This window comes from Micromonospora sp. AB353, from assembly GCF_049538395.1.
GTDB lineage: Bacteria > Actinomycetota > Actinomycetes > Mycobacteriales > Micromonosporaceae > Micromonospora > Micromonospora aurantiaca.
In genome coordinates this window covers 83,563-110,534 of the sequence record NZ_JBMVFV010000005.1, presented here as the reverse complement: position 1 = coordinate 110,534, position 26,972 = coordinate 83,563, and the positions used below count along the sequence as shown (strand labels likewise).

Annotated in this window: 25 protein-coding genes and 1 pseudogene; 4 read left to right on the top strand and 22 right to left on the bottom strand. The window is 71.8% G+C overall.

Features of this window, described 5'->3' with window-relative positions:
- Positions 1–72 precede the first annotated feature (72 nt).
- From ACPCK6_RS04335 to ACPCK6_RS04315, 5 genes are all read right to left on the bottom strand, one after another.
- Complete coding sequence (locus tag ACPCK6_RS04335; RefSeq protein ID WP_396881858.1) at positions 73–1,320, bottom strand: LCP family protein; 1,248 nt, start codon at positions 1,318–1,320, stop codon at positions 73–75.
- Positions 1,321–1,394: 74 nt separating this feature from the next.
- Positions 1,395–2,372 (bottom strand): NAD-dependent epimerase/dehydratase family protein, encoded by a 978-nt coding sequence (locus tag ACPCK6_RS04330; RefSeq protein WP_318336164.1) that lies wholly within the window; start codon positions 2,370–2,372, stop codon positions 1,395–1,397.
- A gap of 67 nt (positions 2,373–2,439) precedes the next feature.
- A complete protein-coding gene (locus tag ACPCK6_RS04325) occupies positions 2,440–4,113 on the bottom strand; it encodes a monocarboxylic acid transporter (protein WP_120572582.1) in 1,674 nt (557 codons plus the stop codon).
- On the bottom strand, positions 4,091–4,459 hold the full coding sequence (locus ACPCK6_RS04320) for a DUF485 domain-containing protein (protein ID WP_396881860.1): 369 nt from the start codon (positions 4,457–4,459) through the stop codon (positions 4,091–4,093). The genes ACPCK6_RS04325 and ACPCK6_RS04320 overlap by 23 nt, the downstream gene beginning before the upstream one ends.
- A 268-nt stretch (positions 4,460–4,727) precedes the next feature.
- Positions 4,728–5,315: a flavin reductase family protein gene (locus tag ACPCK6_RS04315; RefSeq protein WP_423480391.1), complete on the bottom strand. Its 588-nt coding sequence runs from the start codon at positions 5,313–5,315 to the stop codon at positions 4,728–4,730.
- On the opposite strand from ACPCK6_RS04315, the gene ACPCK6_RS04310 reads away from it, so the two are divergent.
- Entirely contained in the window at positions 5,314–5,571 is a 258-nt protein-coding gene (locus tag ACPCK6_RS04310) for a hypothetical protein (RefSeq protein ID WP_396881862.1), read from the top strand. The genes ACPCK6_RS04315 and ACPCK6_RS04310 overlap by 2 nt on opposite strands.
- A gap of 21 nt (positions 5,572–5,592) precedes the next feature.
- On the opposite strand, the gene ACPCK6_RS04305 is transcribed toward ACPCK6_RS04310, so the two are convergent.
- Genes ACPCK6_RS04305 through ACPCK6_RS04295 form a run of 3 tightly spaced genes read right to left on the bottom strand, consistent with a single transcriptional unit; the run spans position 5,593 to position 8,527 of the window.
- Positions 5,593–6,084 (bottom strand): SRPBCC family protein, encoded by a 492-nt coding sequence (locus ACPCK6_RS04305; protein WP_423480390.1) that lies wholly within the window; start codon positions 6,082–6,084, stop codon positions 5,593–5,595.
- A complete protein-coding gene (locus tag ACPCK6_RS04300) occupies positions 6,084–7,778 on the bottom strand; it encodes an ABC transporter permease (protein ID WP_423480389.1) in 1,695 nt (564 codons plus the stop codon). Before ACPCK6_RS04300 ends, ACPCK6_RS04305 begins: the two co-directional genes overlap by 1 nt.
- The gene (locus tag ACPCK6_RS04295; RefSeq protein ID WP_135242523.1) at positions 7,763–8,527 is read right to left on the bottom strand and encodes an ABC transporter ATP-binding protein; all 765 of its coding nucleotides are present in this window, start codon (positions 8,525–8,527) and stop codon (positions 7,763–7,765) included. The genes ACPCK6_RS04300 and ACPCK6_RS04295 overlap by 16 nt, the downstream gene beginning before the upstream one ends.
- A 151-nt stretch (positions 8,528–8,678) precedes the next feature.
- Between ACPCK6_RS04295 and ACPCK6_RS04290 the strand changes: the two are divergent.
- Positions 8,679–8,852 (top strand): annotated as a pseudogene (locus tag ACPCK6_RS04290) (sigma factor); the annotation flags it as partial.
- A 52-nt stretch (positions 8,853–8,904) separates the two neighbouring features.
- Here the strand turns inward: ACPCK6_RS04290 and ACPCK6_RS04285 are convergent.
- From ACPCK6_RS04285 to ACPCK6_RS04255, 7 genes are all read right to left on the bottom strand, one after another.
- Positions 8,905–10,545: a sodium/solute symporter gene (locus ACPCK6_RS04285; protein WP_396881865.1), complete on the bottom strand. Its 1,641-nt coding sequence runs from the start codon at positions 10,543–10,545 to the stop codon at positions 8,905–8,907.
- Positions 10,545–10,895: a hypothetical protein gene (locus ACPCK6_RS04280; RefSeq protein WP_396881944.1), complete on the bottom strand. Its 351-nt coding sequence runs from the start codon at positions 10,893–10,895 to the stop codon at positions 10,545–10,547. The genes ACPCK6_RS04285 and ACPCK6_RS04280 overlap by 1 nt, the downstream gene beginning before the upstream one ends.
- Positions 10,896–11,160: 265 nt before the next feature.
- The gene (locus ACPCK6_RS04275; RefSeq protein WP_396881866.1) at positions 11,161–11,823 is read right to left on the bottom strand and encodes a DUF5701 family protein; all 663 of its coding nucleotides are present in this window, start codon (positions 11,821–11,823) and stop codon (positions 11,161–11,163) included.
- A gap of 66 nt (positions 11,824–11,889) precedes the next feature.
- The gene (locus tag ACPCK6_RS04270; protein ID WP_013289288.1) at positions 11,890–12,657 is read right to left on the bottom strand and encodes a LytR/AlgR family response regulator transcription factor; all 768 of its coding nucleotides are present in this window, start codon (positions 12,655–12,657) and stop codon (positions 11,890–11,892) included.
- On the bottom strand, positions 12,654–13,877 hold the full coding sequence (locus tag ACPCK6_RS04265; RefSeq protein WP_318336156.1) for a sensor histidine kinase: 1,224 nt from the start codon (positions 13,875–13,877) through the stop codon (positions 12,654–12,656). Before ACPCK6_RS04265 ends, ACPCK6_RS04270 begins: the two co-directional genes overlap by 4 nt.
- 32 nt (positions 13,878–13,909) lie before the next feature.
- Positions 13,910–15,415, bottom strand: a complete 1,506-nt coding sequence (locus tag ACPCK6_RS04260) for a sugar transferase (RefSeq protein ID WP_318336155.1) — start codon at positions 15,413–15,415, stop codon at positions 13,910–13,912.
- Between the two features lie 324 nt (positions 15,416–15,739).
- A complete protein-coding gene (locus ACPCK6_RS04255; RefSeq protein ID WP_423480388.1) occupies positions 15,740–16,600 on the bottom strand; it encodes an Fpg/Nei family DNA glycosylase in 861 nt (286 codons plus the stop codon).
- A 24-nt stretch (positions 16,601–16,624) separates the two neighbouring features.
- Between ACPCK6_RS04255 and ACPCK6_RS04250 the strand changes: the two genes are divergently transcribed.
- Complete coding sequence (locus ACPCK6_RS04250; protein WP_423480387.1) at positions 16,625–17,893, top strand: glycosyltransferase family 4 protein; 1,269 nt, start codon at positions 16,625–16,627, stop codon at positions 17,891–17,893.
- A 58-nt stretch (positions 17,894–17,951) separates the two neighbouring features.
- Here the strand turns inward: ACPCK6_RS04250 and ACPCK6_RS04245 are convergent, their stop codons facing one another.
- From ACPCK6_RS04245 to ACPCK6_RS04230, 4 genes are all read right to left on the bottom strand, one after another.
- Entirely contained in the window at positions 17,952–18,674 is a 723-nt protein-coding gene (locus tag ACPCK6_RS04245) for a CDP-alcohol phosphatidyltransferase family protein (protein ID WP_355508558.1), read from the bottom strand.
- A complete protein-coding gene (locus ACPCK6_RS04240; RefSeq protein WP_396881871.1) occupies positions 18,649–19,716 on the bottom strand; it encodes an iron-containing alcohol dehydrogenase family protein in 1,068 nt (355 codons plus the stop codon). Before ACPCK6_RS04240 ends, ACPCK6_RS04245 begins: the two co-directional genes overlap by 26 nt.
- Complete coding sequence (locus ACPCK6_RS04235; protein WP_357210239.1) at positions 19,704–20,435, bottom strand: phosphocholine cytidylyltransferase family protein; 732 nt, start codon at positions 20,433–20,435, stop codon at positions 19,704–19,706. The genes ACPCK6_RS04240 and ACPCK6_RS04235 overlap by 13 nt, the downstream gene beginning before the upstream one ends.
- Before the next feature lie 70 nt (positions 20,436–20,505).
- Positions 20,506–20,961, bottom strand: a complete 456-nt coding sequence (locus tag ACPCK6_RS04230) for an NUDIX domain-containing protein (RefSeq protein WP_262012989.1) — start codon at positions 20,959–20,961, stop codon at positions 20,506–20,508.
- A gap of 112 nt (positions 20,962–21,073) precedes the next feature.
- On the opposite strand from ACPCK6_RS04230, the gene ACPCK6_RS04225 reads away from it, so the two are divergent.
- Positions 21,074–21,466, top strand: coding sequence for a CBS domain-containing protein (locus ACPCK6_RS04225; protein WP_013289279.1), 393 nt, complete (start codon positions 21,074–21,076; stop codon positions 21,464–21,466).
- A 96-nt stretch (positions 21,467–21,562) separates the two neighbouring features.
- On the opposite strand, the gene ACPCK6_RS04220 is transcribed toward ACPCK6_RS04225, so the two are convergent.
- From ACPCK6_RS04220 to ACPCK6_RS04210, 3 genes are all read right to left on the bottom strand, one after another.
- Complete coding sequence (locus ACPCK6_RS04220; protein WP_423480386.1) at positions 21,563–24,619, bottom strand: malectin domain-containing carbohydrate-binding protein; 3,057 nt, start codon at positions 24,617–24,619, stop codon at positions 21,563–21,565.
- A gap of 218 nt (positions 24,620–24,837) precedes the next feature.
- Positions 24,838–25,881, bottom strand: coding sequence for a glycoside hydrolase family 26 protein (locus ACPCK6_RS04215; protein WP_423480385.1), 1,044 nt, complete (start codon positions 25,879–25,881; stop codon positions 24,838–24,840).
- A 144-nt stretch (positions 25,882–26,025) separates the two neighbouring features.
- The gene (locus tag ACPCK6_RS04210; protein WP_423480384.1) at positions 26,026–26,955 is read right to left on the bottom strand and encodes a sulfotransferase family protein; all 930 of its coding nucleotides are present in this window, start codon (positions 26,953–26,955) and stop codon (positions 26,026–26,028) included.
- Between the last annotated feature and the right edge of the window lie 17 nt (positions 26,956–26,972).

The window sequence follows — 26,972 nt, the reverse complement described above, 5'->3', positions numbered from 1 at the left end:
AGGAGCCGGTCGGCGGTTGGCCTCCGTGGTGGCGAGGCCCTAGCGCTCGTTACCGGTCATGTCGTGCCGGCGTCAGCCGCCCGCGTTGTCGCCCGAACCCTTCTGGTTGGCCTGCATCCACTCGGCCATCCGGTCCGCGGCGATCGCCTTGTACATCGCCAGCGCCTTCTCCCGGTCGGAGACCACCACCGACTGGCCGTCGATGGTCTGGCCGCCCAGGTGCGGGCTGGTGACGAACGTCAGGTTCTCGCCCCGCAGGCTGCGGAACTGCACTGCCATGTCGGTCAACGAGAATCCCTGGTCAACCGTGACGGCGGCGGTGACCGCCTTGAGGAAGTCGTTCAGCTTCTTCGGGTTGGTGAGCGTCCCGGTGCTGGCCGCCTTGTCCATCAGCGCCTTCAGGAACTCCTGCTGGTGCCGCATCCGGGCGAAGTCGCCGTCCGGGAACTGCTTGCGCTGCCGGACCCAGTCCAGCGCCTCGGCGCCGTTCATGTGGTTCACGCCCTTGGTGAACGTCCGGTACGGCTTGTGGATCGAGGTGATGGTCCGCTCCACCTTGAGGTCGACCCCGCCCAGCGCGTCCGTGACCTCCTTGAAACCGCCGAAGTCGATGGCCATGACGTGGTCGATCCGTACGTCGGTGAAGCACTCCACGGTCTTCACCGCGAGCGGCAGGCCGCCGAACGCGAACGCCGCGTTGATCTTGTTGCGCGAGCCCGAGTCGCAGGACGCGCCGGCGCTCTCCGGGATCGGGACGTACAGGTCACGCGGCACCGAGACCAGGTAGGCGCTCTTGTGGTCGGCCGGGATGTGCATGACGATCACGGTGTCCGCGCGCCACTTGCCGGAGCCGTCGACAGGGGCGTCCGGATCCCGCGAGTCGCTGCCCACGAGCAGGATGTTGAAGGCGCCCTCGACCTGCTTGGCCGGCCGGCCGCCGGTGATCCCGGCGAACGGGTCGGTGCGCGCCAGGTCGTCGTCCAGGTTGCGGGCGTAGAACCACGCGCCGAGGCCGCCGAGCAGCGCCAGCACGAGCACCGCGACACCCGCCACCAGGCCGATGCGCCCCCAGCGCGGCCGGGGGCCACGCCGCCCGGATCCGCCCGGACCGCCACCGCCCGGACCGCCGGGTCCGGTCGGCCCGGCCGGGCCCCCGGGACCGCCGGAGCGGGGCACCTCGTCGTGTGCGGGGTACCACCTGGTTTCCGAGGGCCGGGCGCGCCCGGTGGCGGCGCGGCCGGAGCCGGGAACCGAGGCGCGGCCCGCGCCCCGGCTGAGGTGTCGGGGGATCGGGGCGCCGGCAGACGAGGTCGCTGACATGTAATCGAGGGTAGGTCGGCCGGGCCACCGACGCCCTCGTACGCGCGCCGATGTCAGCCGCGTCCCCGGCGGGCTCAGTACCCGAGACGCCCGCGGAAGTACTCGATCGTGCGTCGGAGGCCGTCTTCGGGCGTGACGCTCGGCTCGTATCCCAGCAGTTCGCGGGCGAGGGTCAGGTCCGGACGGCGCATCTCCGGGTCATCGGAAGCACGAGTGATGTAGCTCACCTCGGACGTGCTTCCGGTGAGTGACACGATCGTCTCGGCCAGTTGCCGCATCGACATCTCGTGCTCGGTGCCGCAGTTGATCGGCCCGGTCTGGGTCGAGTCGAGCAGCAGCAGGATGCCGCGCACCAGATCGTCGACGTAGCAGATCGAACGGGTCTGGTTGCCGGTGCCGTGCACGGTGATCGGCTCGCCGCGCAGCGCCTGGGAGATGAACGTCGGGATGGCGCGGCCGTCGTCGGGGCGCATCCGCGGGCCGTACGTGTTGAAGATCCGCACGATCGCGGTGTCCGTGCCCCGGCTGCGGTGGTAGGCCATGGTGGCCGCCTCGGAGAAGCGCTTCGCCTCGTCGTAGACGCTCCGGATGCCGATCGGGTTGACGTTGCCCCAGTACGTCTCGCGCTGCGGGTGCTCCTTCGGGTCGCCGTACGCCTCGGAGGTGGAGGCCATCAGGAACCGCGCGCCGTCGTCGGTGGCCCGCTCCAGCAGCGCCAGCGTCGCCACCGAGCCGACCCGGAGGATCTCCACCGGCAGCTTCTCGAAGTCGGTCGGGCTGGCCGGGGACGCCATGTGCAGGATCGCGTCGAACCGCTCGGTCATCGCCGGGTGCTGCGGCAGGCCGTCGGAGATGTCCGCCTCGACGAGCGTGAAGGTCGGCTCGTCCAGCAGGTGGGCGACGTTGTCCTTGGACCCGGTGACGAAGTTGTCCAGCACCACGACGGTGCAGCCGCGCTCGACGAGCCGGTCGACCAGGTGGGACGGGACGAAACCGGCGCCGCCGGTGACGAGGATGCGGTGACCGGTACCGAAGCGGGGAGCGACCTTCATGGCGGTCAGCCTATACACGCGAGGCGGGGCCCCCGCGTAAGGCAGGGGCCCCGCTCGACTGTGGTGCTCAGTGGGCGCCGGCTCCGGTGAGCGAGCGCACCTCCAGCTCCGCGTACTTCTCCTCGTCGCTCTCCTTGGACAGGATCGTGCCGAGCCAGCCGCACAGGAAGCCGAACGGGATCGAGATGATGCCCGGGTTCGACAGCGGGAACCACTGCCAGTCGTGGTCGGGGAACATCGCCGTCGGCGCGCCGGAGACGACCGGCGAGAAGAAGACGAGCACCACGGCGGCGAGCAGGCCGCCGTAGATGGCCCAGACCGCGCCCGAGGTGTTGAACCGCTTCCAGAACAGGCTGTAGAGGATGGCCGGCAGGTTGCCCGACGCGGCGACCGCGAACGCCAGTGCGACCAGGAACGCCACGTTCAGGTTCTGCGCGTAGATCGACAGGACGATCGACACCGCGCCGATCACCAGCGCGGAGATCCGGGCGACGTTCACCTCCTGCCGCTCCGACGCCTGCCCGTTCTTCATCACGTTGGCGTAGAAGTCGTGCGCCAGGCTTGACGACGACGCCAGGGTGAGTCCGGCGACCACCGCGAGGATCGTGGCGAACGCGACCGCCGCGATGATCGCCAGCAGTGTGGCACCGCCCAGGTTCCCGCCGAGGAAGTCCACACCCAGTGCCTCGGCGAGCTGGGGTGCCGCCGTGTTGCCCGCCTTGTCCTGCTCGGTGATCGCCTGCCCGCCGACGATCGCCGCCGCGCCGAAGCCCAGCGCCAGGGTGAGCAGGTAGAACGTGCCGATGATGCCGATCGCCCAGAGCACGCTCTTACGGGCCGCCCGCGCGGTCGGCACGGTGTAGAAGCGGATCAGGATGTGCGGCAGGCCGGCCGTGCCGAGGACCAGCGCGATGCCCAGCGAGAGCAGGTCCATCTTGCTGTAGAACGTCTTCAGCGCGTCGCCGGGTGTCTCCACGCCGTAGCGCAGCCCGGGTTCGAGGAACGCCGCTCCCTTGCCCGAGGCGCTGGCCGCGTCGCCGAGCAGCGAGGACAGGTTGAACTTGTACTTGGCGAGCACCAGCAGCGTCATCGCCAGCGCGCCGCCCATCAGCAGGAACGCCTTGACGATCTGAACGTACGTGGTGCCCTTCATCCCACCGACGGTCACGTAGATGATCATCAGGGCGCCGACCATGATGATGGTGGCGACCTTGGCGGTGTCGGCGTCCATGCCGAGGAACGTGGTGCCCGGCTTGATGCCGAGCAGCAGGGCGACGAGCGCGCCGGCGCCGACCATCTGGGCCAGCAGGTAGAAGATCGACACGGTGATGGTGGAGACCGCCGCCGCGGTCCGGACCGGCCGCTGCCGCATCCGGAACGCCAGGACGTCCGCCATCGTGTACCGGCCGGAGTTGCGCAGCAGCTCGGCCACGAGCAGCAGCGCCACCAGCCAGGCGACCAGGAAGCCGATGGAGTAGAGGAAGCCGTCGTAGCCGTAGAGCGCGATGATGCCGGCGATGCCCAGGAAGGACGCCGCCGACATGTAGTCGCCGCCGATCGCCATGCCGTTCTGGAAGCCGGAGAAGGACCGGCCGCCGGCGTAGAAGTCGGTGGCGGTCTTTGTCTGCCGGCTGGCCCAGACGGTGATCGCCAGCGTGATCGCCACGAAGACCAGGAACAGCGTGATGGTGAGGTTCCGGGCGGTGGTGCTGCCCGCCTCAGCCGCGAGGACCGTGTTCATGGGTCACCTCCCCCATCTCGTCGCGGATCCGGTCGGCGACCGGGTCGACCCGGCGGCTGGCGAACCGCGAGTAGAACCAGGCGATGAGGAACGTGGAGACGAACTGGAGCAGGCCGAAGACCAGGGCGACGTTGATGTTGCCGATCAGCTTCGTGCCCATGAATCCCCGCGCGTACGCGGAGAGGATGACGTAGAGCGCGTACCACAGGAAGAACGCGACGGTCATCGGGAAGACGAAGCCGCGCAGCGTGCGCCGCAACCCGGCGAACTCGTCCGACCGCTGGACGGCGAGGTACCGTTCCGCCGCCGACTCGGCGGGTGCGGACGCGGGTGTGTCCGTGGACATCTGTGGATCACCACCTTCGCAAGGCGTGGGGAGTTTCGCGCACGGTAGAGAGCGCGCTTCCGGCCCGGGAAGGCTCCGCCGAGGGCCGGTCGACGCTTGCGCCGAACGGCACCCCCACTGCGCCCAGTGACCCACGTCACTCCGCTAACCGGTCACCCCCACCCCGTCGATCATGAGGTTGACGGCGACAAATCGGACGCGGAACGCGGCCAACCTCATGATCGACGGAGCAGAGGGGAGCAGAGGGGAGCGGGGCGGAGCGGAGGGGTCAGCCGGGGAGGTCGTGGTAGCGGCCCCGGTAGTGCAGCAACGGGGGTGTGTCACGGGGCAGGTCCACCGATTCGATGGTGGCCTCGACCAGCAGGCCCCAGCCGTACTCGCGGGCGGTGTCCAGACGGCAGCCCGCCCACCCGCCGGCGTCCGCGGGCATCGGGCCGTACGGCGTCTCGGTCCAGGCGTCCAGCGCGAACAAGCCACCGGGCGACGGGAACAGTCCGGCGAAGCGGTCGGCGAGTTGCCGGTGCTGCGGACCCAGCGGGGCCACCGCGAACCGTCCCGCCTCCTCGATCGCCGCCCACAGGTCCGACTCCGCGTCGACCAGGCCGAGCAGCCGGTCCGGCTCGCCCTCGGCGACCAGCGTGGAGGAGACGGTCAGCCCGGCCGGGCCGGGCGCGGTCCAGAGCGTCACCGGTGCGGCCAGCCGTCCGCGCAGCCGGCGTACCGGCGAGCGTTGCGCGGCCGGTGCCGCGAACGGGTCGGTGGAGTGGATCTGCGCGCCCGGCTCTGGATTCACGTGAAACATTGTGCCGCCCGCCGGCGGGCGAGGTTCGACGGAACGCCCTACCCTGCCGGGCATGGCTCTCGTCCCACCGCAGAAGCTCGCCCAGGACCGGATGGTCAGCGCCGACGCCGTTCTCGGTGGTCAGGTCGATCTCCGTACCTACCCGTACCGGCACCTGATGGTCATCGCCCGGCACAAATGGGGCAGCAGCGGATTCCCGCCGCTCATGGCGGCGGTCGAGCACCTGTCGAACTACGGCTGGGACCTGGTGAACGTGCTCAGCGTCGGCGACGGCCACCACGTCTACGCGGCGATGCGCCGCACCGCCTGACGGCGGGCCGAGACGCGCGGATCAGTCGTCGGCGAGCAACCGGCGGGCGGCGGCCAGCACCTCCGGGTCGGCGCAGCCGTCCGCGTACCCGGCGATCCGGCGCCGGATGTCGCGCCCGAGCAACCACTCCCCGATCCGCTCGGCGGCCGGGCGCAGGAACGCCGGGCGGCAGCGGAAGTTGTACCGCCACGTCGCGATCGTGGTGCCGGGATCCGGGCCGGGCGCGAACCGCCAGCCGCCGCCGAACCGTTCGAAGAACCACGGTCCGCGCACCATCTTCATGCCGACGTTCGTCGGCGGCGACCAGGAGACGTACTCGCTGACCATGACCAGGCCGTGCCGGGAGCGGGTGAACGTCCGCACGCCCCGGCCGGGCCGCGTCGCACCGTCGACGAAGTGCTGTACCCGGACGAACGGATCCCAGCGGTACCGCACCGGGGCGGTGGTCTGGGAGACGGCGAACGCCAGCTCCGGGGGGACCGGGACGGTGACGACCGCTTCGACGACGGGCATCAGCGCCTCGGGGTGACATTCGCCAGCAGCTCCGGCTGCCGGTGGTCGAGCGTGTCCCCGGCCATGTACGCGCCGAGCAGCGCCGCGCCCCCGCCGTACGCCAGGCCGAGCGGCAGCGCGAGCCAGAGCCACACGTCGCCGAGCAACGCGGCGGCCACCACGAACGGCACCGCCACCACCGCCGAGCCGACCATGGAGACCAGGGTGAGCAGACCCTTGGTGAAGCCCGCGCCGCTGTTCAGGGCGAACGGGTTGCTCGACTCGGGCAGCGAGTACGCGCCGAGCACGGAGACGAACGCGTTGATCGCGAGCCCGCAGCCGTACGCGGCGAACAACGCGCCACCCATCACGCCGAGCCATTCGGGCCGGCCGAGGACGACCGCCAGCGCCACCGCGATCACCACGAGCATCGGCACCACGTAGATCGAGAACGCGGCCATCCGGGCCCGCAGCTCCACCCGCCCCGGCACACCGGCGACCACGTTCGCCGCGTACGAGCTGCCGTCGAAGCCGAACTGGTTGGCGAGCGTCAACGACGCGAGCGCGCCCACGAAGATCATGGTGAGGCTGACCATCGCCGGTGAGGAATCGGCTGTGGCCTGGTCGAACGCGGCGCCGCCCTCGGACAGGAACGCGGGGCCGCCCAGGTTGACCATCAGCGGCACGAACACGCCGACCACGGCGACGGTGATCAGGTTGGCCCGGCGGCGGGCGTCCCGCCACCAGTAGCGGCACTCCCGGGCGACGATCGCGCCGAACCGGTCCCGCCGGGCCCAGCCCACCGCGCGGGGGAAGAGCTGCGCGACCGCGCCGCCGGCCACCGCGCGCGGCGTCCGCGCGGGGCCGCTGCTCGCCGCGCCCACCATCGCCGTCTCCAGCGACCGGGACCACCAGAACAGGAGTACGCCGAGCGTGGCGAGCGCGATCAGCAGCTTCACCACCGCCGCGCCGGCCCGGCCCTGGGCCACGTCCAGACCGGCGGTCCACGGTGCGCCGAACGGCGTCCAGCCGACCACCCTTGCCACACCGTCCAGCCGGTCCCAGTCGGTCTGCCGTACTGCGGCGAGCACCAGCAACTGCAACGGCCCGAGCAGTGCGGCCAGCACCGCGAGCAGCACGGCGGCCAGGTCACGGACCCGGCGGGAGCGCAGCATCGTCGCGAACGCACTGGTCAGCGCGCGGGCACCGGCCAGGCAGACGAGTAGCCCGACGACCACGCCGAGCGCGCCGACCAGGGCGGCCGTCCATCCACCGAGCGCGCCGGCGGTGACCACGAGCCCGGCCGCCGTGATCGCCGTCGCCAGCGCCGGCACGCTGACCAGGGCGGCGGCGAGCAGGCCGGTGACCAGGGTGCGGCGGGACAGCGGCAGCAGCGCGAACCGGGCCGGGTCGAGCGTCTCGTCCACGCCGAAGAAGACGAGCGGCAGGAGCAGCCAGCCGAGCGTGAGCAGGCCACCGCCGAAGGCGGCGATCATCAGCGCGTACCGGGACTCACCCGCCAGGCCCGGTGCGGCCAGCAGGAAGAACCCGACGGCGGCGAACCAGAGCCCGAGCAGCAGGCCGAGGACGAACAGCGCGACCCGCCAGGTCTGGCCCCGGAAGTTGTTGCCGAGCACCCGCAGCTTGAGCCGGACGAAGTGCCAGGGCGACACCCGCCGGGCCGGGCGCTCGGGCACGGTCACCGGGACAGCCACGACAGCTCCTCGCCGGTCGCGGTCCGGCCGCCGACCACCTCCACGAAGACGTCCTCCAGCGACCGGTCGCCGCGCACCTCGGTCAGCGTGCCCACCCGCTTGATCCGGCCCTCGGCCAGGATCGCCACGTGGGAGCAGAGCCGCTCGACCACCTCCATCACGTGGCTGGAGAAGATCACCGTGCCGCCGCCGCCGACGTACCGGTGCAGGATGTCGCGGATCAGCGCCGCCGAGACCGGGTCGACCGCCTCGAACGGCTCGTCCAGCACCAGCAGGCGCGGACCGTGCAGCAGCGCGCAGGCCAGCCCGATCTTCTTCTTCATGCCCGCCGAGTAGTCGACCACGAGCGTGCGGCCGGCGTCGGAGAGCGCCAGCACGTCGAGCAGCTCCGCCGCCCGCTGGTCGACCACCGCCGGGTCCATGCCGCGCAGCAGACCGTGGTACGCCAGCAGCTCCGCCCCGCTCAGCCGGTCGAAGAGGCGTACGCCGTCCGGCATCACACCGAGCAGGCTCTTGGCGCGTACCGGGTCGGCCCAGACGTCGTACCCCAGCACCCGCGCCTCACCGGCGTCGGGCCGCAGCAGGCCGACGGCCATGGAGAGGGTCGTGGTCTTGCCCGCGCCGTTCGGGCCGAGCAGCCCGTAGAACGAGCCGGTCGGCACCGCGAGGTCGACGCCCGCCACCGCGACCTTGGTGTCGAAGCGCTTGGCCAGGCCACGAAGGGACAGTGCCGGGTGCTGATCGGTCATGGTCCGACCGTATCGGGCTCCGGCCAGCGGCCGCTCGGGCGGCAGGATGATCTCGCGTCATCCCTGAGAGGTACGAGTCGCATTGCCGACGGCCTGCAACCGGCGACCCGGGCGGTGGGTGTCAGTCCCAGGGACGGCAGCGGGGAGAGACATGGATGCGGACAGTGCGTTCGAGGAGTTCTACCGGAGCAGCAGACAACGCGTGGTGACGGTGCTGTACGCGCTCGGCGGTGACCGGGCCGAGGCGCAGGACGCCGCCCAGGAGGCGTACGCGCGGGCCTGGCAGCGCTGGTCGCAGGTCAGCGAGTACGACGACCCGGAGGCGTCTGCTGACCGGTGCCCGGTGTGCGGCGCGGGGCCCGGTGCGGGCGGGCCCCTCACAGGCGCAGCGACTCCGGCGTGTGCAGGCGGAGCATGGTGGCGCCGACGTCGCGGGGCAGTCGCCGCCGGCTCGCCATCGACACGACCACCATGACGGTGAACGCCAGCGGCACCGTCCACGCCGCCGGCTGGGTGGTGAGCGTCGCCGGCCACCCGGTCAGCGGCGGGCCGAGCACGGTGAGCAGCACCGCGCCGACCGCCGCGCCGCCGCCGACCAGCACCCCGGCGGCGGCGCCCAGGTCGGTCAGGCCGCGCCACCAGATGCCGAGCACCAGCAGCGGGCAGAAACTCGACGCGGCCACCGCGAACGCCAGCCCGACCACCTGCGACACGTCCAGCCCGGACACGTTCAGCGAGAGCACCGCCGGCACCCCACCGGCGATCACCGTGGCGAGCCGGAACCCGCGTACCGAGCCGCGGCCCAGCACGTCCGTCGAGATCACCCCGGCCACGCTGGTGAGCAGGCCGGACGAGGTGGACAGGAACGCCGCGAACGCGCCGGCCGCGACCAGCGCCGCGAGCAGCCGGCCGGTGGTGCCGTCGCCGAGCGCCGCACCGGGCAGCAGCACCACCACCGCGTCGGTCTGGCCGCTCACCAGCAGTTGCGGGGTGTAGATGCGACCCAGCACGCCGTAGACCGTCGGCAGCAGATAGAAGACGCCGACCAGAGCCAGCACCACGAGCGTGGTCCGGCGGGCGGCGGCACCGTCGGGGTTGGTGTAGAAGCGGACCAGCACGTGCGGCAGGCCCATCGTGCCGAGGAACGTGGCCAGGATCAGCGAGTACGTGGCGAACAACCCTCTGTCGTTCTCCCCCGCCGTGTCCGGCAGCAGCCACTCGGTGGGGCCGGTCGCCGCGCCGGACACCTCCGGCACCGGGTCACCGGCGGCGAATTCGAGGCGGTCGCCGGGGCGTACCTCCCGGATGTCGCCGTCGGGCAGCGTGAGCGTCGCGCGGTGCTCGACCACGACGGTGGTCGCGGTCCGGAACGTCGGCCCGTCGGGCGGGGTGACCGCCGGGCGGGCGTCGGCCTGCCACTGCAACGCCAGGAAGATCGCGGGTACGGCGAGCGCGGTGAGCTTCAGCCAGTACTGGAACGCCTGCACGAACGTGATCGCCCGCATGCCGCCCAGCGCCACGTTCGCCGTCACCACCACGGCGACGAGCAGCGCGCCGAGCGGGTACGGCGAGCCGGTGAGCGTGGCCAGCGTCAGCCCGGCGCCCTGCAACTGCGGCACCAGGTAGAGCCAGCCGATGAAGATCACGAAGACGGTGGCGAGCGTGCGCAGCCGGCGGGAACCGAGCCGCACCTCGCAGAAGTCGGGCAGCGTGAACGCGCCGGAGCGGCGCAGCGGCGCGGCCACGAACAGCAGCAGCGCCAGGTATCCGGCGGCGAAGCCGACCGGGTACCAGAGCACGTCCACGCCGTACTTGAGGATCAGCCCGGCGACGCCGAGGAAGCTCGCCGCCGACAGGTACTCCCCGCCGATCGCGGCGGCGTTCCAGGTCGGGCTGACCGCCCGGGACGCGACCAGGAAGTCCGAGGTGGTGCGGGCCAGCCGCAGCCCGTAGAAGCCGATACCGACGGTGACCAGGGTGACGGCGACGATCGCCGGGACCACGTAGTCGTTGGACATCAGCGTTCCGGCCGTCGGATCAGGTCGACGAAGTCCTGCTCGTTGCGTTCGGCCAGCCGCACGTACGCCCAGCCGACGACGATCAGGAACGGGAAGGACACGACGCCGAGGAGCAGCCACGGCAGGTTGACCCCGAGCACCGTGACCCGGCCGACAGTGGGCGCGATGGCGAACAGCCAGGGCAGGCCGCCGAGTCCGATCAGCACCAGCAGGCTGAGCCGCAGCGCGAGGGAGAGCTGGGCGCGCATCAGCCCCTGCACGAGCGTCTCGCCGACCGGGGTCTGCTGGGTCAGTTCGGAGCGGGTGCGGTCGGCCGGATTGCCGGCCCGGGAGACCTCGGCCAGCACGATCCGGGTCCGCTTCGGCGCGGCGGCCGGCTGCGGCCCGCTGCCCGGCTCGTGGCGGCCGGGCGGGGACGCGCGGGGACCGGGAACCGGGGCGGCCTCGGTGGGCCGCCCCGTCAGATGCTGTTCCTCGGCTCCGGTCACCTCCGGCAGTCTCGCCCGCTCAGCGGGAATGTCAAGAGCACGGTTCCGAGCCCTGTGCACAACCTGTGGATAACGCTTCACGGTTGTGGATAACCCGGTGGATGGCGTGGAGTCGTTGTGGACGACCTCAGCCCAGGCCCACCCGTACCGGGTTCGCGGTCGCCGAGCCGAGCCAGGTGTGCGGGTTGCCGAACCAGCACCAGCCGAGCTTCGGCGCGCCCTGACTGATCCACAGCGCGGGCACCCGCCGGTCGCCGCAGCGCGACCCCACGAGCGAGAAGCACCTGTTGCTCGCCAGTGCCTGCGGGTGCAGCGTGACGAACGCCAGACCCTCGTCGATGGTGATCGGCAGCCGGTCCTTCGCGGTCATGTCCTCCAGCGCTGCCGACGGCGGCACGTTGCGGTACTCCTCGCCCCGGTCCACGTCGAACAGCAGGTACGCGGGCCCGGCGGGCACCTCCAACTCCTTGATCGGGTGGAAGGTGGGCAGGTCGTCGGCGGGGAAGTTGCGGTCGAGGACGCCGGTCTTGCGCTTGCCGGCCAGCGTGGTGAGCGCGATGCGCTCCGGCACCGGCACCAGTTCCCGCGTGGTCACCAGCAGGAACGGCACCCGCGCGTCGGTGGGCCCGGCCAGGCCGGCGGCACCGGTGACCGCCGCGTCCCGCAGCGGGGTGAGCAGCGTCCGGAACTCCTCCTCGGTCTGCCCGGCCAGTGCCGGGTAGCCGAGCTGCACGAGGCGGTCGAGCTGGCTGTCGAATTCGGTAGCGGCGTCGAAGCGGTCGTCGGACATGCGGTCCCCCACCCTGTCGTACGGTCTGCCGTACATTGTACGCCAGGGTTTGCGGTGGCCCCTCCCTCAGCGACTCCAGTCCTGCTTCGCGGCACGCACCAGCTTGTCCTTCAGCTCCCGGGTGTGCCGGCGGCTCACCGGCAGCTCGGATCCGTCGATCACCACCACGTAACCGGAGTTGACCAGCCGCAGCTCGGCGATGAGCCGCAACTGCACCAGATACGACCGGTGGATTCGGACGAACCCGGCGTCCGCCCAGCGTTCGGCCAGCGTCGCCAGCGAGACCCGGACCAGGTGCGACCCCTCCGCCGTGTGCAGCCGCGCGTAGTCGCCCTGCGCCTCCACCCACCGCACCGCCGAGCGGGGCAGCATCCGGGTGGTACCTGCCAGCTCGATCGGGATGGTCGGATCCTCCTCCGCCCGGGCCAGCGCGGCCGGATGCGACGGCACCACCCGGGAGCCGATCACCCGGCGCAGCGACTCGGCCAGCCGCTCGGCGCGTACCGGCTTGCGCACGTAGTCGGTGGCGCCCAGGTCGAACGCGTCCACCGCGCCGTCGTCGTACGCGGTGACGAACACGATCGCCGGGGGCCGGGCGAAGCGGCGCAGCACCCGGGCCAGCTCCATGCCGTCCAGCCCAGGCATCCGGATGTCCAGGAACACCACGTCCACGTCGTCGTCGCGCAGCACCCGCAGCGCCTCGGTCGCGTCCCCGGCCGTGTGCAGCCGGGCTACCCGGGGGTCGGCGCGCAGGTGGTACGCCAGCTCGTCGAGTGCGGGCGGCTCGTCGTCCACCGCCAGCACCCGGAGGAAACCGGTGCCGGTGACTGTCACGACGACGCCCGGACGCCGGGGTGGAACTTCGGCACGCGCATGCTGACCTTCGTACCCGAACCCAGGCCCGTCTCCACGACCAGGCCGAACCCGTCCCCGAAGACCGACCGGAGCCGTTCGTCGACGTTCGAGAGGCCGACGTGCTGCCCCGGGTCGTCGGCCGGGTCCCCGGCCGCGCCGGACACCTCGGCGATGCCGGCGGTAAGCGTCGTCGGATCCATCCCCACCCCGTCGTCCTCCACCGTGATGTGACACTCCGCGCCCGCGTCCCGGGCCTCGATGCTCACCATGCCGGTGCCCGGCTTGCGGGACAACCCGTGGCGGACCGCGTTCTCCACGAGCGGCTGGAGGCAGAGGAACGGCAACGTCACCGGCAGCACCTCCGGTGCGATCTGGAGGCGCACCTGGAGCCGCTCGCCGAAGCGCGCCCGCTCGATGGTCAGGTAGCGGTCGATCGAGCGCAGTTCCTCCGCGAGCGTGGTGAACTCGCCGTGCGCCCGGAACGAGTAGCGAGTGAACTCGGCGAACTCCAGGATCAGCTCCCGCGCCCGCTCCGGGTCGGTCCGCACGAACGAACCGATCGCGGTCAGCGCGTTGTAGATGAAGTGCGGGCTGATCTGGGCGCGCAGCGCGCGTACCTCGGCCCGCGCCAGCCGCTCCCGCGACGACTCCAGCTCGGCCAGCGCGAGCTGGTCACCGGCCCAGTGCGCGGTCTCCAGCGTCGCCTGCACCAGACCCGGGGCCGGACGCTCGTCGGCCACCGCCACCAGCGCGCCGACCACCCGCCCGTCCGCGCGCAGCGGCGCCACCACCGCGCCGCGTACCGGGCAGTCGACCAGGTCGCAGCGCAGCTCCGACTCGCCCAGCACGGTCGAGCGCCCGCCCTCGGCCGCCCGCCGGGCCGCCGCGACCAGCTGGTCACCGTGGTGCGCGCCCTGCCCGTCGATCGCGAGCAACGCGTCCCGGTCCGTCAGCGCCAGCCCGGCCGCGCCGACCAGGGCCCGCAGATGGCGTACGGCCTTCGCCGCGTCCGCCGCGGTCAGACCGGCGCGCAGCGGCTCGGCGGCGAGCCCCGCGGTGTGCAGCACCTCGTACGTGGCCCGCTGCGTGGCGGTGGCGATGCCCCGCCGCCCGCGCAGCCGCAGCACCGCCCAGAGCGCCGCGGCCAACGCGGTGACCAGCGAGACGACGGCGAAGACGGCGGAGAGGTTGCCACCCACGCAGCGATCCTGCCGGGTGCGGCCCGGTAGCGCTAGTACGCGCCCTTGCGGGCCAGCACCACGCCGACGGTCCGCCACAGAATGCTCAGGTCGTACGCCAGCGACCAGTTGTCGACGTAGTAGAGGTCGAGCCGGACCGCCTCGTCCCAGGACAGGTCGGAGCGGCCGGACACCTGCCACAGACCGGTCATGCCCGGCCGGACCAGCAGCCGGCGGCGGACGTCGCCGAGGAAGTCGCCGTCGTCGGCGGGCAGCGGACGCGGGCCCACGAGCGACATCTCGCCCCACAACACGTTGATCAGCTGGGGCAGTTCGTCCAGCGACGTGGCGCGCAGGAAGCGGCCCACCGGGAAGACCCGGGGGTCCTGCTTCATCTTGAACAGCATGCCGTCGGTCTCGTTGCGGTCGACCAGGCCGGCCAGCCGCTCCTCGGCGTCCACGTACATGGTCCGGAACTTCCAGACCCGGAACGTCCGCCCCTCGTGCCCCACCCGGGGCTGGCGGAAGAAGACCGGCCCGGGGTCGGAGATCCGGATGGCGACGGCGACGGCCACGAAGAGCGGGACCAGCAGCAGCAGGCCGAGCCCGGCGGCGACCCGGTCCATCAGGTTCTTGGCCAGCAGCGCCGGCCCGGACAGGGTCGGCTCCTCGACGTGCAGCAGCGGCAGGCCCTCGATCGGGCGGATGTGCACCCGGGGACCGGCGATGTCGGTGAGCTGGGGTGCGACCACCAGGTCGACGCCGGAGCCCTCCAGCTGCCAGGCCAGGCGGCGCAACTCGCCCGGCTCGGCGCTGGCCGAGCCGCAGACCGCGATGGTGTCGCCGCCGACCTCACGCACCAGGGCGAGGACGTCCCGGCCCGCGTACACCGGCACCGGGGTCTCCAGGCCGCGCGCGGCGGCGTACCCGTCGGTGAGGTGGATGGCCACCGGCACCAGGCCGACGGACGGGTTCCGGGTGACTGTGGAGTAGACCTCCAGGCACTCCGGCAGCGTGCCGACGAGCACCATCCGGTGCCCGGCGTGGCCGGCGCGGCGGCGCAGCGCGTGCAGGCAGGCCCGGGCGATCATGCGGACGAGCAGGATCAGCAGCAGGGCGCCGAGCAGCGCGAAGCCGACCGTCCACCGGGACAGGGTGGTCTTCGTGGCGAAGGCGAGGAAGGAGACCGTCGCGGCGACCGCCACGCCGGCCCGGATCACCCGCTTGTACTCGTCCGGGCCGAGACCGAGGTAGCGGCGGTCGTAGGCCCGGTTGCCCCAGAGGATGAGCACCCAGCCGAGCGGTAGGAGCACGAACGCCACGGTGTAGAACCACGCCTCGGGCGCGTCCCGGAAGCCGGAGGCGGCCTGCTCGAAGATCTGCACGGCCAGGAAGCTGGCCAGGGCGGCCGCACCGAAGTCGAGCAGCAGCAGGAGGGCGATGTAGGGCCGGTGCCACCGGGACACCCGCCGGCGGGCGCGGGCCCACGCCGACCGCGGTACGCCGTTGTGCGACGGCGGAGTCGGCGGCTGGATCTCAAAGCTGTCGACGTGCCGCACGCTCTTGCTCCGGCCTCTGTCGGTTACCGGGCGCTGGAGGCTTGTCGTCACCTCAACCCATGTCCTCCCGCATGACCCGCGTCCTCACTCGGCGTGAGGGCCCGGGTCGCTCACCGTCCCAGTCTCCCACGCGGGCCCGGCCCGGACCGGCCCCCGCGAGGAAGCCGTTCCGCTGGTGCTCGGTGAGATCTGGCCGGCTCCGAATCAGTTGTGAAGCCGGGGACCGAGCCACTATACCGATGGATGACGGCTCAGGTAGAGGGGCGGACCGGACCTTCAGCGATCGCCGGTCGATTCCGCTCGGTAACCGGCGAATCCGGTTACTCACCGTACGAGCCGGGACAACCTTCGGTCAGCCAGCGGCTTGCCGCCGGTCTGACAGGTGGGGCAGTACTGGAGGCTCGAATCGGCGAACGACACCTCCCGCACCGTGTCGCCGCAGACCGGACACGGCAGCCCTTTCCGGGCGTGCACCTTGAGGCCCGAGCGTTTCTCGCCCTTCAGCTCCGCGGCCCGTTGCCCCATCGACCGGCGCACCGCGTCGCCGAGGACCGTGCGCGTCGCCGCGTGCAGGCCGGCGAGCTGGTCGTCGGTGAGCCGGTCGGTGATCGCGAACGGCGAGAGCCGCGCCGCGTGCAGGATCTCGTCGGAGTACGCGTTACCGACCCCGGCCAGCACCGACTGGTCGGTCAGTACGCCCTTCACCTGGCCCTTACGGCTACGCAGCCGCTCGGCGAAGGTCGGGAGATCCGCCTCCAGCGCGTCCGGCCCGAGCTTCGCCACACCCGGCACCTGCGCCGGGTCGGTGACCAGGTAGGCGGCCAGCTTCTTCTGGGTGCCGGCCTCGGTCAGGTCGAAACCGGAGCCGTCGTCGAGGCGTACGCGCACCGCGATCGGGCCCTTGCCGGGCCGCAGCGGGGCCGCCGACGGGAACGCCTCCCGGTAGTGCAGCCAGCCCGCCCGGGCCAGGTGGACCACCAGGTGCAGTCCCTCGTCGAACCGGACGTCCAGGAACTTGCCGTACCGGCCCGCGCCGGTGACGGTACGGGCGGCGACCGCGCTCGGCGGCGGGTCGTACGTCTTCAGCGCGCTGATCGCGGCGACCTCGAACCGCTCGACGCGGCGGCCCACCGCACGCTCGCGCAGGTAACCGGCGAGCGCTTCCACCTCCGGAAGTTCGGGCACGGTCCAACGGTAGCCTTCTTTCCCGTGAGAATCGTGGTGGCGCACAACCGGTACCGGGAAGCCCAGCCCTCCGGCGAGAACACCATCGTCGACGCGGAGATCGCCCAGCTCACCGCCGCCGGCGTGGAGGTGCTGCCGTTCCTGCGCAGCTCGGACGAGATCCCGTCGATGTCCAAGCCGGCCAAGGCGCTGCTGCCGATCTCGCCGATCTGGGCACCCAAGGCCCAGCACGACCTCGACCGCCTGCTGACCGAGCACCGGCCGGACGTGTTGCACCTGCACAACCCGTACCCTCTGCTCTCGCCCTGGGTGGTGCGGACCGCGCACAAGCGCGGGGTGCCGGTGGTGCAGACCGTGCACAACTACCGGCAGGTCTGCTCCTCGGGCCTGTACTTCCGCGACGGCGTGATCTGCCAGGACTGCCGGGGCCGGGCGCTGGGCGTGCCGGCGATCGTGCACCGCTGTTACCGCAACTCGCGGGCGCAGAGCGCGCTGATGGCGACCACGCTCGCCGTGCACCGCCCCACCTGGAAGTCGGTGGACCGGTACATCGCGCTCACCACGGCTGTGGCTGATCATCTGCGCGACTACGGCATCCCGGACGAGCGGATCGTGGTCAAGCCGAACGCGGTGCCCGATCCGGGCACCCCGGCGCCGGCCGGGAACGGCTTCCTCTTCATGGGGCGGCTCAGCCCGGAGAAGGGCCTTGACCTGCTGCTCGCGGCGTGGCGGCGGCACCCGGTGGGCGCGCTCGGCCCGCTGCGCATCGCCGGTGACGGCGAGCTGCGTCCGCTCGCCGAGGCGGCCGCCGCCGAACGGCCCGACGTGCTCTACCTGGGCCAGCTCGACCGCCCCGGGGTACGCGCGGCGCTGGCCGACAGCTCCGTGGTGCTGGCCACCTCCACCTGGCACGACGTGCTGCCCACCGTGATCATCGAGGCGCTGGCGTCCGGGCGGCCGGTGCTCGGCACCGCGCTCGGCGGCATCCCGTACCTGGTGGGCGCGGACGGCCCGCGTGAGCCCGCCGGCACCGGCCCGGCCGAGGTGGCCACCGCCGCGCCGGGCGACGGGCCTGTCGCGTTGCCGTCCGGGGTGCAGCGCGGCGAGGCGGGTTGGGTGGTGGCGCCGGAGGTCGAGGCGCTGGCCGCCGCGCTGCCGCTGGCCGCCGCCGAGGCGGGGACGCTCGCCGGTCCGGCCCGGTCCCGCTACGAGCGCACCTTCCACCCCGACGTGATCACCAAGCGCCTGATCGACATCTACGCCGGCCTGGCCGGAGGCCGTGCCGCGCGCTGACCCCAGGTGTTAGGAAGGGCCCCTTTCAATGCACGAGGCGTTAAGAAGGGGCCCTTCCTTACCGCAGGGAGGCGCGGGCGGAGAAGGCGATGCTCGCCAGTAGGAAGCCGCCGTTCACGACGGTGAACGCGACCATCACCCAGAACGCCAGCGCGGGCGCGAAGGCCAGCACCAGGCCGGCCACGAAGATCACCGCGCCGTAGTCGCGGACCAGCTTCACCAGGCGCACCGGGAGCGAGGTCGAGGTGACCATGCTCGCCGCGTTCGGCCCGGACTGCATCACCGACGTCACCAGGTTGACCATCCAGGTGCCGGCGAACACCGCCACCAGCCACACCGGCGTGGACGGGCGCTGCGCCACGGCTGTCGCGCCGATGGCGGCCACCAGCGCGATCTGGGCGGCCACGTCGCAGAGCACGTCGATCCGGGCGCCGGCCGCGCTGCCCTGACCGGTCACCCGGGCGAGCTGCCCGTCGGCGCAGTCCAGCGCGTACGCGATCTGCCACGCGACCAGCGCGAACAGCCCGACCGCCCAGGCCGGTACGGTGCCGGCGGCCACGTCGTCGGCGAGCGTCACCACGGTGACCGAGGCGGCCAGCCCCAGCACCAGGTTGGTCAGCGTCAGCGCGGTCGGGCGCAGCCCCAGACGCTGGGCGGCGAGTGCGAAGGCCGCCCCGATCCACTGGCTGATCGACTCGCTGAACAGGCCGCCTCCCCGGTTGACCCGGTGGAAGTCGGCGACGGTGGGACGGGGCTCAGCCAATGTGGTCGCGGAGGGCACCGGCGTAGTCTGCCAGCCGCTCCCGCGTCTCGGTAGCGGACATCGCGAGGTGTTCGAGGATGGTGTAGCGGTCCGGCCGGGTGGCCGGCGCGAACTGCACCGCCTCGACGAACTGGTCGTCGGTCAGCTCCACCTCGGCGGGCAGCCGGGGCAGCCCGTGCCGGGTCAGGCAGGCCGCCATCTCGGCGAACCGGCGCTCGTCGCCGCGCAGGAACGTGCAGAACAGCGCGCCGAGCCCGGCCAGCTCGCCGTGCGAGGCGGTGCCGGGGAACAGCGCGTCGATCGCGTGCATGATCTCGTGGCAGCCGCCGCTGCACGGCCGGCTGGTGCCCTCGATCGCCATCGCCAGGCCACTGGAGATCAGCGCGTCGGCGAGCACCGTGACGAAGCCGTCGTCGTTCATGTCACCCGGGTGGTTGAGCACCGCCTCGGCGCCTGCGCGCGACAGCGAGGCGGCCAGCCCGTCGACCCGCTCACCGCGGACCCGCCGGGCCAGTTCCCAGTCCGCCAGGGCGCTGATGTTGCTGACCACGTCGCCGATGCCGGCCCGGTTGTGCCGCTCCGGCCCGGCCTCCACGAAGTCCAGGTCGACGATCACGGCGATCGGGATGTGCACCCCGTAGGACCCCTTCAGGCCCTCGGTGATCAGGCTCGCCACCGGGGAGGCGATGCCGTCGTTGGCGAGGCTCGTGGCCACCGAGACCATCGGCAGCCCACGCCGGGTCGCGGCGTACTTGGCCACGTCGATCGTCTTGCCGCCGCCGATGCCGACCACCGCGTCGTACGACCGGGTGCGCAGCTTCGCCCCCAGGTCGTCGGCGGCGTCGAGCGTGCCCCCGGCCACCGTGAACACGTCAGCCGAGCGCAGCGACGGGCGGATCAGCTCGGCGATCCGCTCGCCCTGACCCGGCCCGACCACCACGGCGACGTCGCCACCGGCGGAGATCCGCCCGTCGGAGAGGATCGCCGCCAGGTCGGCCACCGCGCCCCGCCGCACGTCGATGTGCAGCGGGGTGAGGACGCTGCGGGCTAGTAGCGGCACGCGATCTCCCGCGCCCGGGCCAGATCGGCGTGGTTGTCGACCTCGACCCAGGAGACGTCACCGATCGGGGCCGCCCGCACCTCGCCGCCGCGCTCGGCGAACTCCTGGTAGCCGTCCTCGTAGTAGAGGTTGGGGTCGCGCCGCCAGGTCGCCTCCAGCGCGTCCGCGAGCGGCACCGCCACCTGCGGCTCGATCAGCGTCGCGCCGATGTACTCGCCGTACGCCTCGCCCGGGTCCATCAGCTTGGTGATGCGGGTGAGCTGACCGGCGGCGTCGAAGGTGGTCTTCATCTCCTCCTCGGCCAGCGGCTTGAGCGTGTCCACGGCGAGCAGGATGCCCGGGCCGCGCTCGGCCAGCAGCGTCTTCTCCACGCTGACCGGATGCACGGTGTCGCCGTTGACGAGCAGCACGCCACGGGAGAAGTGCTCCCGCGCCAGCCAGAGCGAGTACGCGTTGTTCCACTCCTCGGCCTTGTCGTTGTGGACCAGCGTGATCGTGACGCCGTACTTCTCCTCCAGGGCGGCCTGGCGCTGCCGCACCGCGTCGGCCGCGTAGCCGACCACGATCACGACCTCGTTCAGCCCCACCTCGGCGAGGTTGCGCAGCGCGATGTCGAGGATGGTGGTCTCCCCGTCGACCGGCACCAGGGCCTTGGGCAGGGTGTCGGTGTACGGCCGCAGCCGGCGCCCCGCTCCCGCGGCGAGCACCATCCCGATCATGCCGACACGCTCCTCTTCTCGACCGGATTCCACCCGGCGAGGATATCGCCGGGCGCGGAGCGGCAGTGGTTCAGCCCGTCAGACCGATCGAGCGCAGCGCCGCGAAGCCGTCCTCCGCGATCCTCCGGATCAGCCCGTCGTTGACGTCCCGGTGCTCGTCGAGCAGCGCGATCTCCGACTCCGCCAGCCAGCGGAACTCGGTGTGCTTGCCGGCCTCCAGCCGGGGCCGGCTCAGGTCGCCGTCCACCCGGATCAGGAAGTCGGTCTCCACCCGGGTCAGCCCGTCGTCGGCGGTGTATCGGTATTCGCCGACCAGGCCGAGCACGTGCGACACGGCCCAGCCGGTCTCCTCGGTGACCTCCCGGCGCAGCGCGTCGTCGATCTCCTCGCCCGGTTCGAGATGGCCGCCGACGATGTCCCAGCAGTTCGGGAAGAGGCGTCGGTCGGGGGATCGGCGTTGGATGAAGATGCGGCCGTCGTCGTCGACGATCAGCGCGCCGGCGCAGCGGAGGGGCTCGGTGGGCACCCTCCGACAGTAGCCATCCGGGCCGTCTCCGGCGATGCCCGTTCTTGTCCCGGTACGCATCGATGGCCCACCATGTCCGTACTCAGTCGCCGTCCCACAGGGGTGATGTGTGATGCAGGTACGGGAAGCGATGTCCAGCGAGGTACTGGTGGTCGGGCCGGAGCACACGCTCCGGCAGGCGGCCCGGATGATGTCGGCCCGCGGTGTCGGGTCGGCGGTCGTGATCGACCCGGACTCCGAGGGAGTGGGGATCATGACCGAACGCGATGTGCTGAAGGCGATCGGCGCCGGGCTCGACCCGGATGTCGAGCGCACCGGGGCACACCTGACCTGGGACGTCGTCTACGCCGGCCCGGACTGGACGGTCGAGGAGGCAGCCGCGGCGATGGCCCGCGGCGGGTTCCGTCACCTGGTCGTGCTCGACGGCCGGGAGGTGGCGGGAGTGATCTCGGTACGGGACCTGATGCGGGTCTGGGCGGGTGAGCACGCACCGACCCGTACCTGATCCACCCGGCGCGTACGACGCCGGAGAAAGGGCGATGGCCCGGCCGATATCGGCCGGGCCATCGTCGTATCTGTTCCGTTTCGGTCGTGCCGCCCGTCAGGGGCCGACGAAGACCGAGGTGCCGCGCCAGTCCACGTCGTCGACGCTCGGACCGCTGCGCACCGTGGCGGAGCCGGTCGGCACGCCGTCGGACCACGCCATCGTGGACAGGGTGCCGGTGCTCCGGGAGACGACGTAGAGCGTGTCGCCGTCCAGGAACAGGCCGCCCGCGTCGGCGAAGGCGGTGGTGCCGGTGACCGTGTTGCGCTCGGCGCCGACGGTGCCGGTGTCCGGCGTGAAGCCGCGCCAGAACAGCGTGCTCTGACCGGCCAGCGAGTAGTAGATCCGGCCGCTGGAGTAGAACATCGCGGTCACGTTCGGCAGTTCCGCGGAGAAGTTGCCGGTCATGCCGGCGTAGGTGGAGCCCTCCGGCGCGGAGCCGGTGACGACCAGGTCCCACTTGGCGTCGTGGTACGGGTCCAGCTTCTTCGGGGTGCCGAACTCGTTGCCGTCGAACGAGCGCTTGTAGAGGTCGCCGCCGACGCCGTAGAACAGGTCACCGCCGACCCAGAACGCGCCCTTGATGTTCGACCAGCCGGTGTTGTCGCCGTTCGGCACCGACATCGCGTTGCCGACCGAGGTGGCGCCGTCGTACGTCCGCTTGGTGATGCTGTCGACGGTGGTGGCCGGCGGCACCGGGGGCAGCTTGACGATCTCGATGCCCTGCACCAGCGGGTTCTCCAGGACGCGACCGAAGTCGATGTCGATGTTGCCGTCACTGGTGACCGGGAACGCGCGCATGGTGCCCCGGTTGGTGGCGCCGATCGCGGCGATCGGGTCGAAGTTGCTCAGCTTGACCACGCCGTCGATCGACACGTTGAACTTGCGCTTGCCGGCGGTGGCGGTGCCCGACCAGCGGTTGGCCAGGTAGAGGCGCACCTGCACCGGCGTGCCGGCCGGGACCGGGAAGTCCCACTGCATGTCCGGCGCGGGCGACTCGTCCCACCGCTCCGCGTTGAACAACTCGACCGGCGTACCCGACGGCACCGTGCCGTCGAGCGTGGCGTTCGTGGTGTAGCTGGTCACCTGGTTGCCGGCGTTGTGGTAGGTGCTCGGCGCGGCGGCGGTGTCCGCGGCCCAGGCCGGGCCGCTCGGCGCGGCGAGCTGGTCGCCGCCCGCGTTGACCCGGTAGAGCACGTCGGAGGCGTCCGGCGTGGGCGCGGTCTTGACGATCTCGATGCCGTGCAGCAGCGGGTTCTGCAGCACCCGGCCGAAGTCGATGTCGACGACGCCGTCGCTGACCACCGAGATGGACTGCATGGTGCCGCGGTCGGTTCCGCCGGCGGCGACGACCGGGTCGAAGTCGTTCAGCTTGAGGACGCCGTCGATGCTGACGTCGAACTTGCGGGCGCCCGGCTTGCTCGTGCCGGACCAGCGGTTGGCCATATAGATGCGGACGTCGACCCGGGTGCCTGCGGCGACCGGGATGTCCCACTGCATGTCCGGCGCGGTCGCCTCGTCCCACCGCTCGGTGTTGAACAGCGTGGCCGGCGTGCTCGCCGGCACGGTGGGGTCGAACGTCGCGTTCGTGGTGTAGCTGGTGACCTGGTTGCCCGTGTTGTGGTACGGGCTGGGCTCGGTGGCGCTGTCGGCGGCCCAGTCCGGCCCGCCGTCGGTCGCCGGGATGGCCGGGCCACCGGCGTTGACCCGGTAGAGCACCTCGGTCTGCGCCGCACGACCGGCCTGGTAGACGTTGCCGGGAAGGCCCTTGGTGCTGGTCGAGTGCGGGGTGTTGCCCCCGTCCAGCGGGAAGAAGGCGATCCGCTTGCGCTGGTAGTCGAAGTTGCCGATGTACTCCTGGTCGCTGCCGAGCCAGAGGCCCTCCTGCGTCACCAGCATCTCGGTGACGCCGTAGCCGCGCGGGTGGCGGCCCGGGTTCCAGGACAGCGGCAGGCCGCTCACCGGGTCGAGCGCGGCGATGCTGGCCCGCGGCACCGCGCCCGGTCCGGCCTTGTCACGGGCGAGCGGGTTGTTCGACCAGCGGAAGTGACCGCCGACGTAGATGGCCTTCTCGCTGATGCCGACCGAGAGGAACGTGTCGCCGCCGCTGAAGTTCGTCCAGGTCGGCTTCTGGCCGGCGCCGGTGGCGGAGGTCTCCCAGCGGGCGGCGGAGTCGCAGAGCGTGCCCGGGTACGACGCGCCGGTGGTGACCACCACGAAGTACTTGCTGTCCGGGGAGAACTGGACGTCGCGCACCCACGAGTCGAACGCGGTGTACTTGCAGGCCGCGGAGTAGCCGTCGGTGTTCCAGTCGGAGACGGTCGCGGAGCTCTCACCGAGGTTGATCCGCACGATCTGGTCGTGCACGACGCCGTCGGCCTTCTTGAAGTTGCCGATCACCACGAGGTGCTTGCCGTCGGGGGAGACGGAGAGCTTCTCCACGCCGACACCGGCCGAGGCGCCGTTGTTGGTCGGGGTCCAGTTGTGGTTCTCGGTCAGCGCCACGGTGAGGTATTCGTCCACCGCGCCGGTGGTCGGGTTCAGCGAGGCCAGCCCGTTGCGGTTGATCGTCGCGGTCGCCGTGGTGAAGATGCCGCCGACAAGCAGGTGACCGTCGACGAGCGCGATGTCGTTCACCGTGCCGTTGAACGCCGGGCCCTTGAACCCCTCGACGGGGGTGCCGTCGGCGACGTTCAGCAGCACCAGCTTGCGGAAGTTCTTGTCGCCGACCTTGTTGAACTTGCCGGCGACGTACACCGTGCCGGGGGTCGGCCCGGCGATGATCGCGGTGACGTCGTTGTCCAGCACCGGCGCGAACGCGTTGTCGATCTTGCCGGTCGCCTTGTCGAAGGCGAGCAGTCCGCGGCGGTCGACCGGGGTGGGTGAGGAGCCCCGGTTCTGCGCGTTGGTGAACGAGCCGCCGACGATCACCTTGCTGCCGGCGTCGTGGATGGCCACGACGTTGCCGTCGTTGATGTTCGGCGTCTTGTCCGACGGCACCTCGCCGACCAGCGTGCTGTGGTCGGGCGCGGGCGCCGCAGCCGGTGCGGCCAGCGCCGGCACCGGTGTGAACAAGGTGGCGATGCCGAGCACGGCAGCGCCGAATGCGGACACCGAGCGGTGTCTCAGGATCGAGGAAGCCACAGGCTACTCCGGGGGGAAACGTCGGAGGCGCTGCGATCGTGGTCGGTGCCGACATGAGGCGGGGCGTCACTCGACCGACCGCAGACGTGAGAGCAATACCTTCTCGCATTCGGCCGTCGCCCGTCCACCCGGGTTCGGCCTTTTTGACCGAGGAAAGGGCCCGGGTCACACGAAAAGACGAGCGACGATCAGTCCTCGGACACGGAGGGTGTTCCTGAGGAAACGCTCAGGTCGGGCATCGGTGGCTGGAAGTACGGATCGGTCGCCATCTCCCGGAAGACCTGCTCGCTCTCCGGGTCGTTGCCGAACGTGCTGTCGTAGATGGGCTTCTCCGTCTGCCGGGCCGCGAAGTAGACCGCCGCCTTGATCTGCGGGTGCTTCTTCAGGTACGGCCCGACCTCGCGCATCCACTCGGCCCGCTGGCCCGGCCGCCCCTCCTGGGTCAGGCCGTACTCGCCGATGATGACCGGTCGCGGGTGCTTCTTGGCGAACGCCATGAAGTGGTCCATCCGGTTGGAGAAGCTGTTCCACTCCGGACTGGGATAGACGTCCGCGCAGAGCCAGTCGACCTGGTCGTCGCCCGGGTAGTAGGCGGCGGCCCGGCGCTGCGGCTCGGCGAACCCGTCCGCGTGCGGGCACCACACCCACCCGGCGTTGGTGACGCCCATCTCGGCGAAGATGCCGCGGACGTGCTTCCAGGCGGCGACGTAGTCCTCCGGCGAGTGCATGCTCGCGGCCAGGTTCGGCCGGTCCATCTCCCACCGGTAGCGCAGCAGCACCGGAACGCCGAACTCCTTGACGTCCTTCGCGCGTTCCCGGATCAGCGCGTCGTAGACGCCGCTGACTGTGGACCGGGTGTCGGTGCCCTGCCACGAGATCATCTGGAGCTTGCCCCGGGACTGGAACAACTTCTCGGTGGCGCTCGGGAACGGCTCGTTCCACTCGTGGAACATGTGCGCGATGGCGAGCTTGCCGCCGGCCGCCTGGTTGAACGCGTCGAACGCGGCGGCCCGCCCGCTGGCGTTGTGGTACTGCGGCTTGACCCAGGTGCCGAGCCAGGCCCCCTTCTCCGGCGGCTCCGGCCCCCACCCGGTGGTGCGGACCGGAGCGGTCCGCGGTGTCACGGTCGGCGGGGGCGGCACCGCCGTCGCCGTCTCGTCGGATCGCTCCGAGCCGATGTCACAGGCCGCCACGGCCGGGGCCAGAAAGGCCAGGCCCAGCACGGCAGCCATCGTCAGTCGTAACCGTCGTACCACCGCAACCTCTCCCCAGGACGGTCGCCGGCCACGGTATGGGGGCCCTGACGGATCCGCGTGGGCGGAGAGGCACGCCGGGCCGGGCGGGCGACCTCTGGCACTCTACCTGTGACGCGGCGCTCAGGCGGGGTAGCCGAGTCGCGTCAGCAGCGGCCCGGCCTGAGCCATCACATCGTCCAGATCCTTTTCGGTCAGTCGCTGCCGCCAGCGGCCCACCGAACCCGGCCGCGCCTTGGCGAAGCGGGCGTGCAGCGCCTCCCGCCCGGCCGGATCACCGACCTCCAGGAAGTCGGCCACGACCTCGGCCGCCTCGGCCGGGCGGGTGACGATGTCCTCGTACCGCAGGTGCCGCACCCGCTCCGCGGGCAGCTCGGCGAGCTGGGTCAGCGCGCTGCTGGTGAACCGCCGCCACATCCAGGCCGACCGGCCCAGGTCGGAGACCTGCGTGAACTCCTCGCGCCGCTCCGGCTCCACCCAGAACCGGGGCGCGGCGCCCCACGGCGTACCGCCCCGGCCGCTGCGGCCGGTACCGGTGGACGCGGCGTTCAGCCAGGGCTGCTCGGCGTGCGACACCGCCACGTCCCGCCCGTCCCGGTAGACGTGCAGGAAGACCGCGTCCGGGAAGACCTCGGTCAGGAACGGCACGATGAAGCAGTTCTCCGGGTCCTTCTCGGCGAACCGCAGCCCGCCGTGCCCGGAGGCGGCGAGCAGCGCGCCGTAGTACCCGCGGAAGTAGCGGGCCGCCCGCTGCGGCGTCCAGCTTCCCTCGTAGACACAGCGGGCGACGGCCTTGGTCAGGCGCGGTTCGAAGTGGTACGACACGTCCGGCAGCGCGCCGACGCAACTGCCGAGGAACGTGGTGCCGGAGCGCGGGGCGCCCAGGATGAAGATCGGACGCTCCACCTTCAGGGTGAGCCGGCGGCCGCCCCCCTCGACCGGCCGCTCCAGCTCGCGGCGTTCCTTGCGGTCCGCCAGCAGACCGACCGCGGCGAGCTTCGCGGCCTTCACGGTGGACAGGCCGGAGTGCGGGGCGGGGGAGTCGCTTGTCATCGAAGGTCCCATCGGTG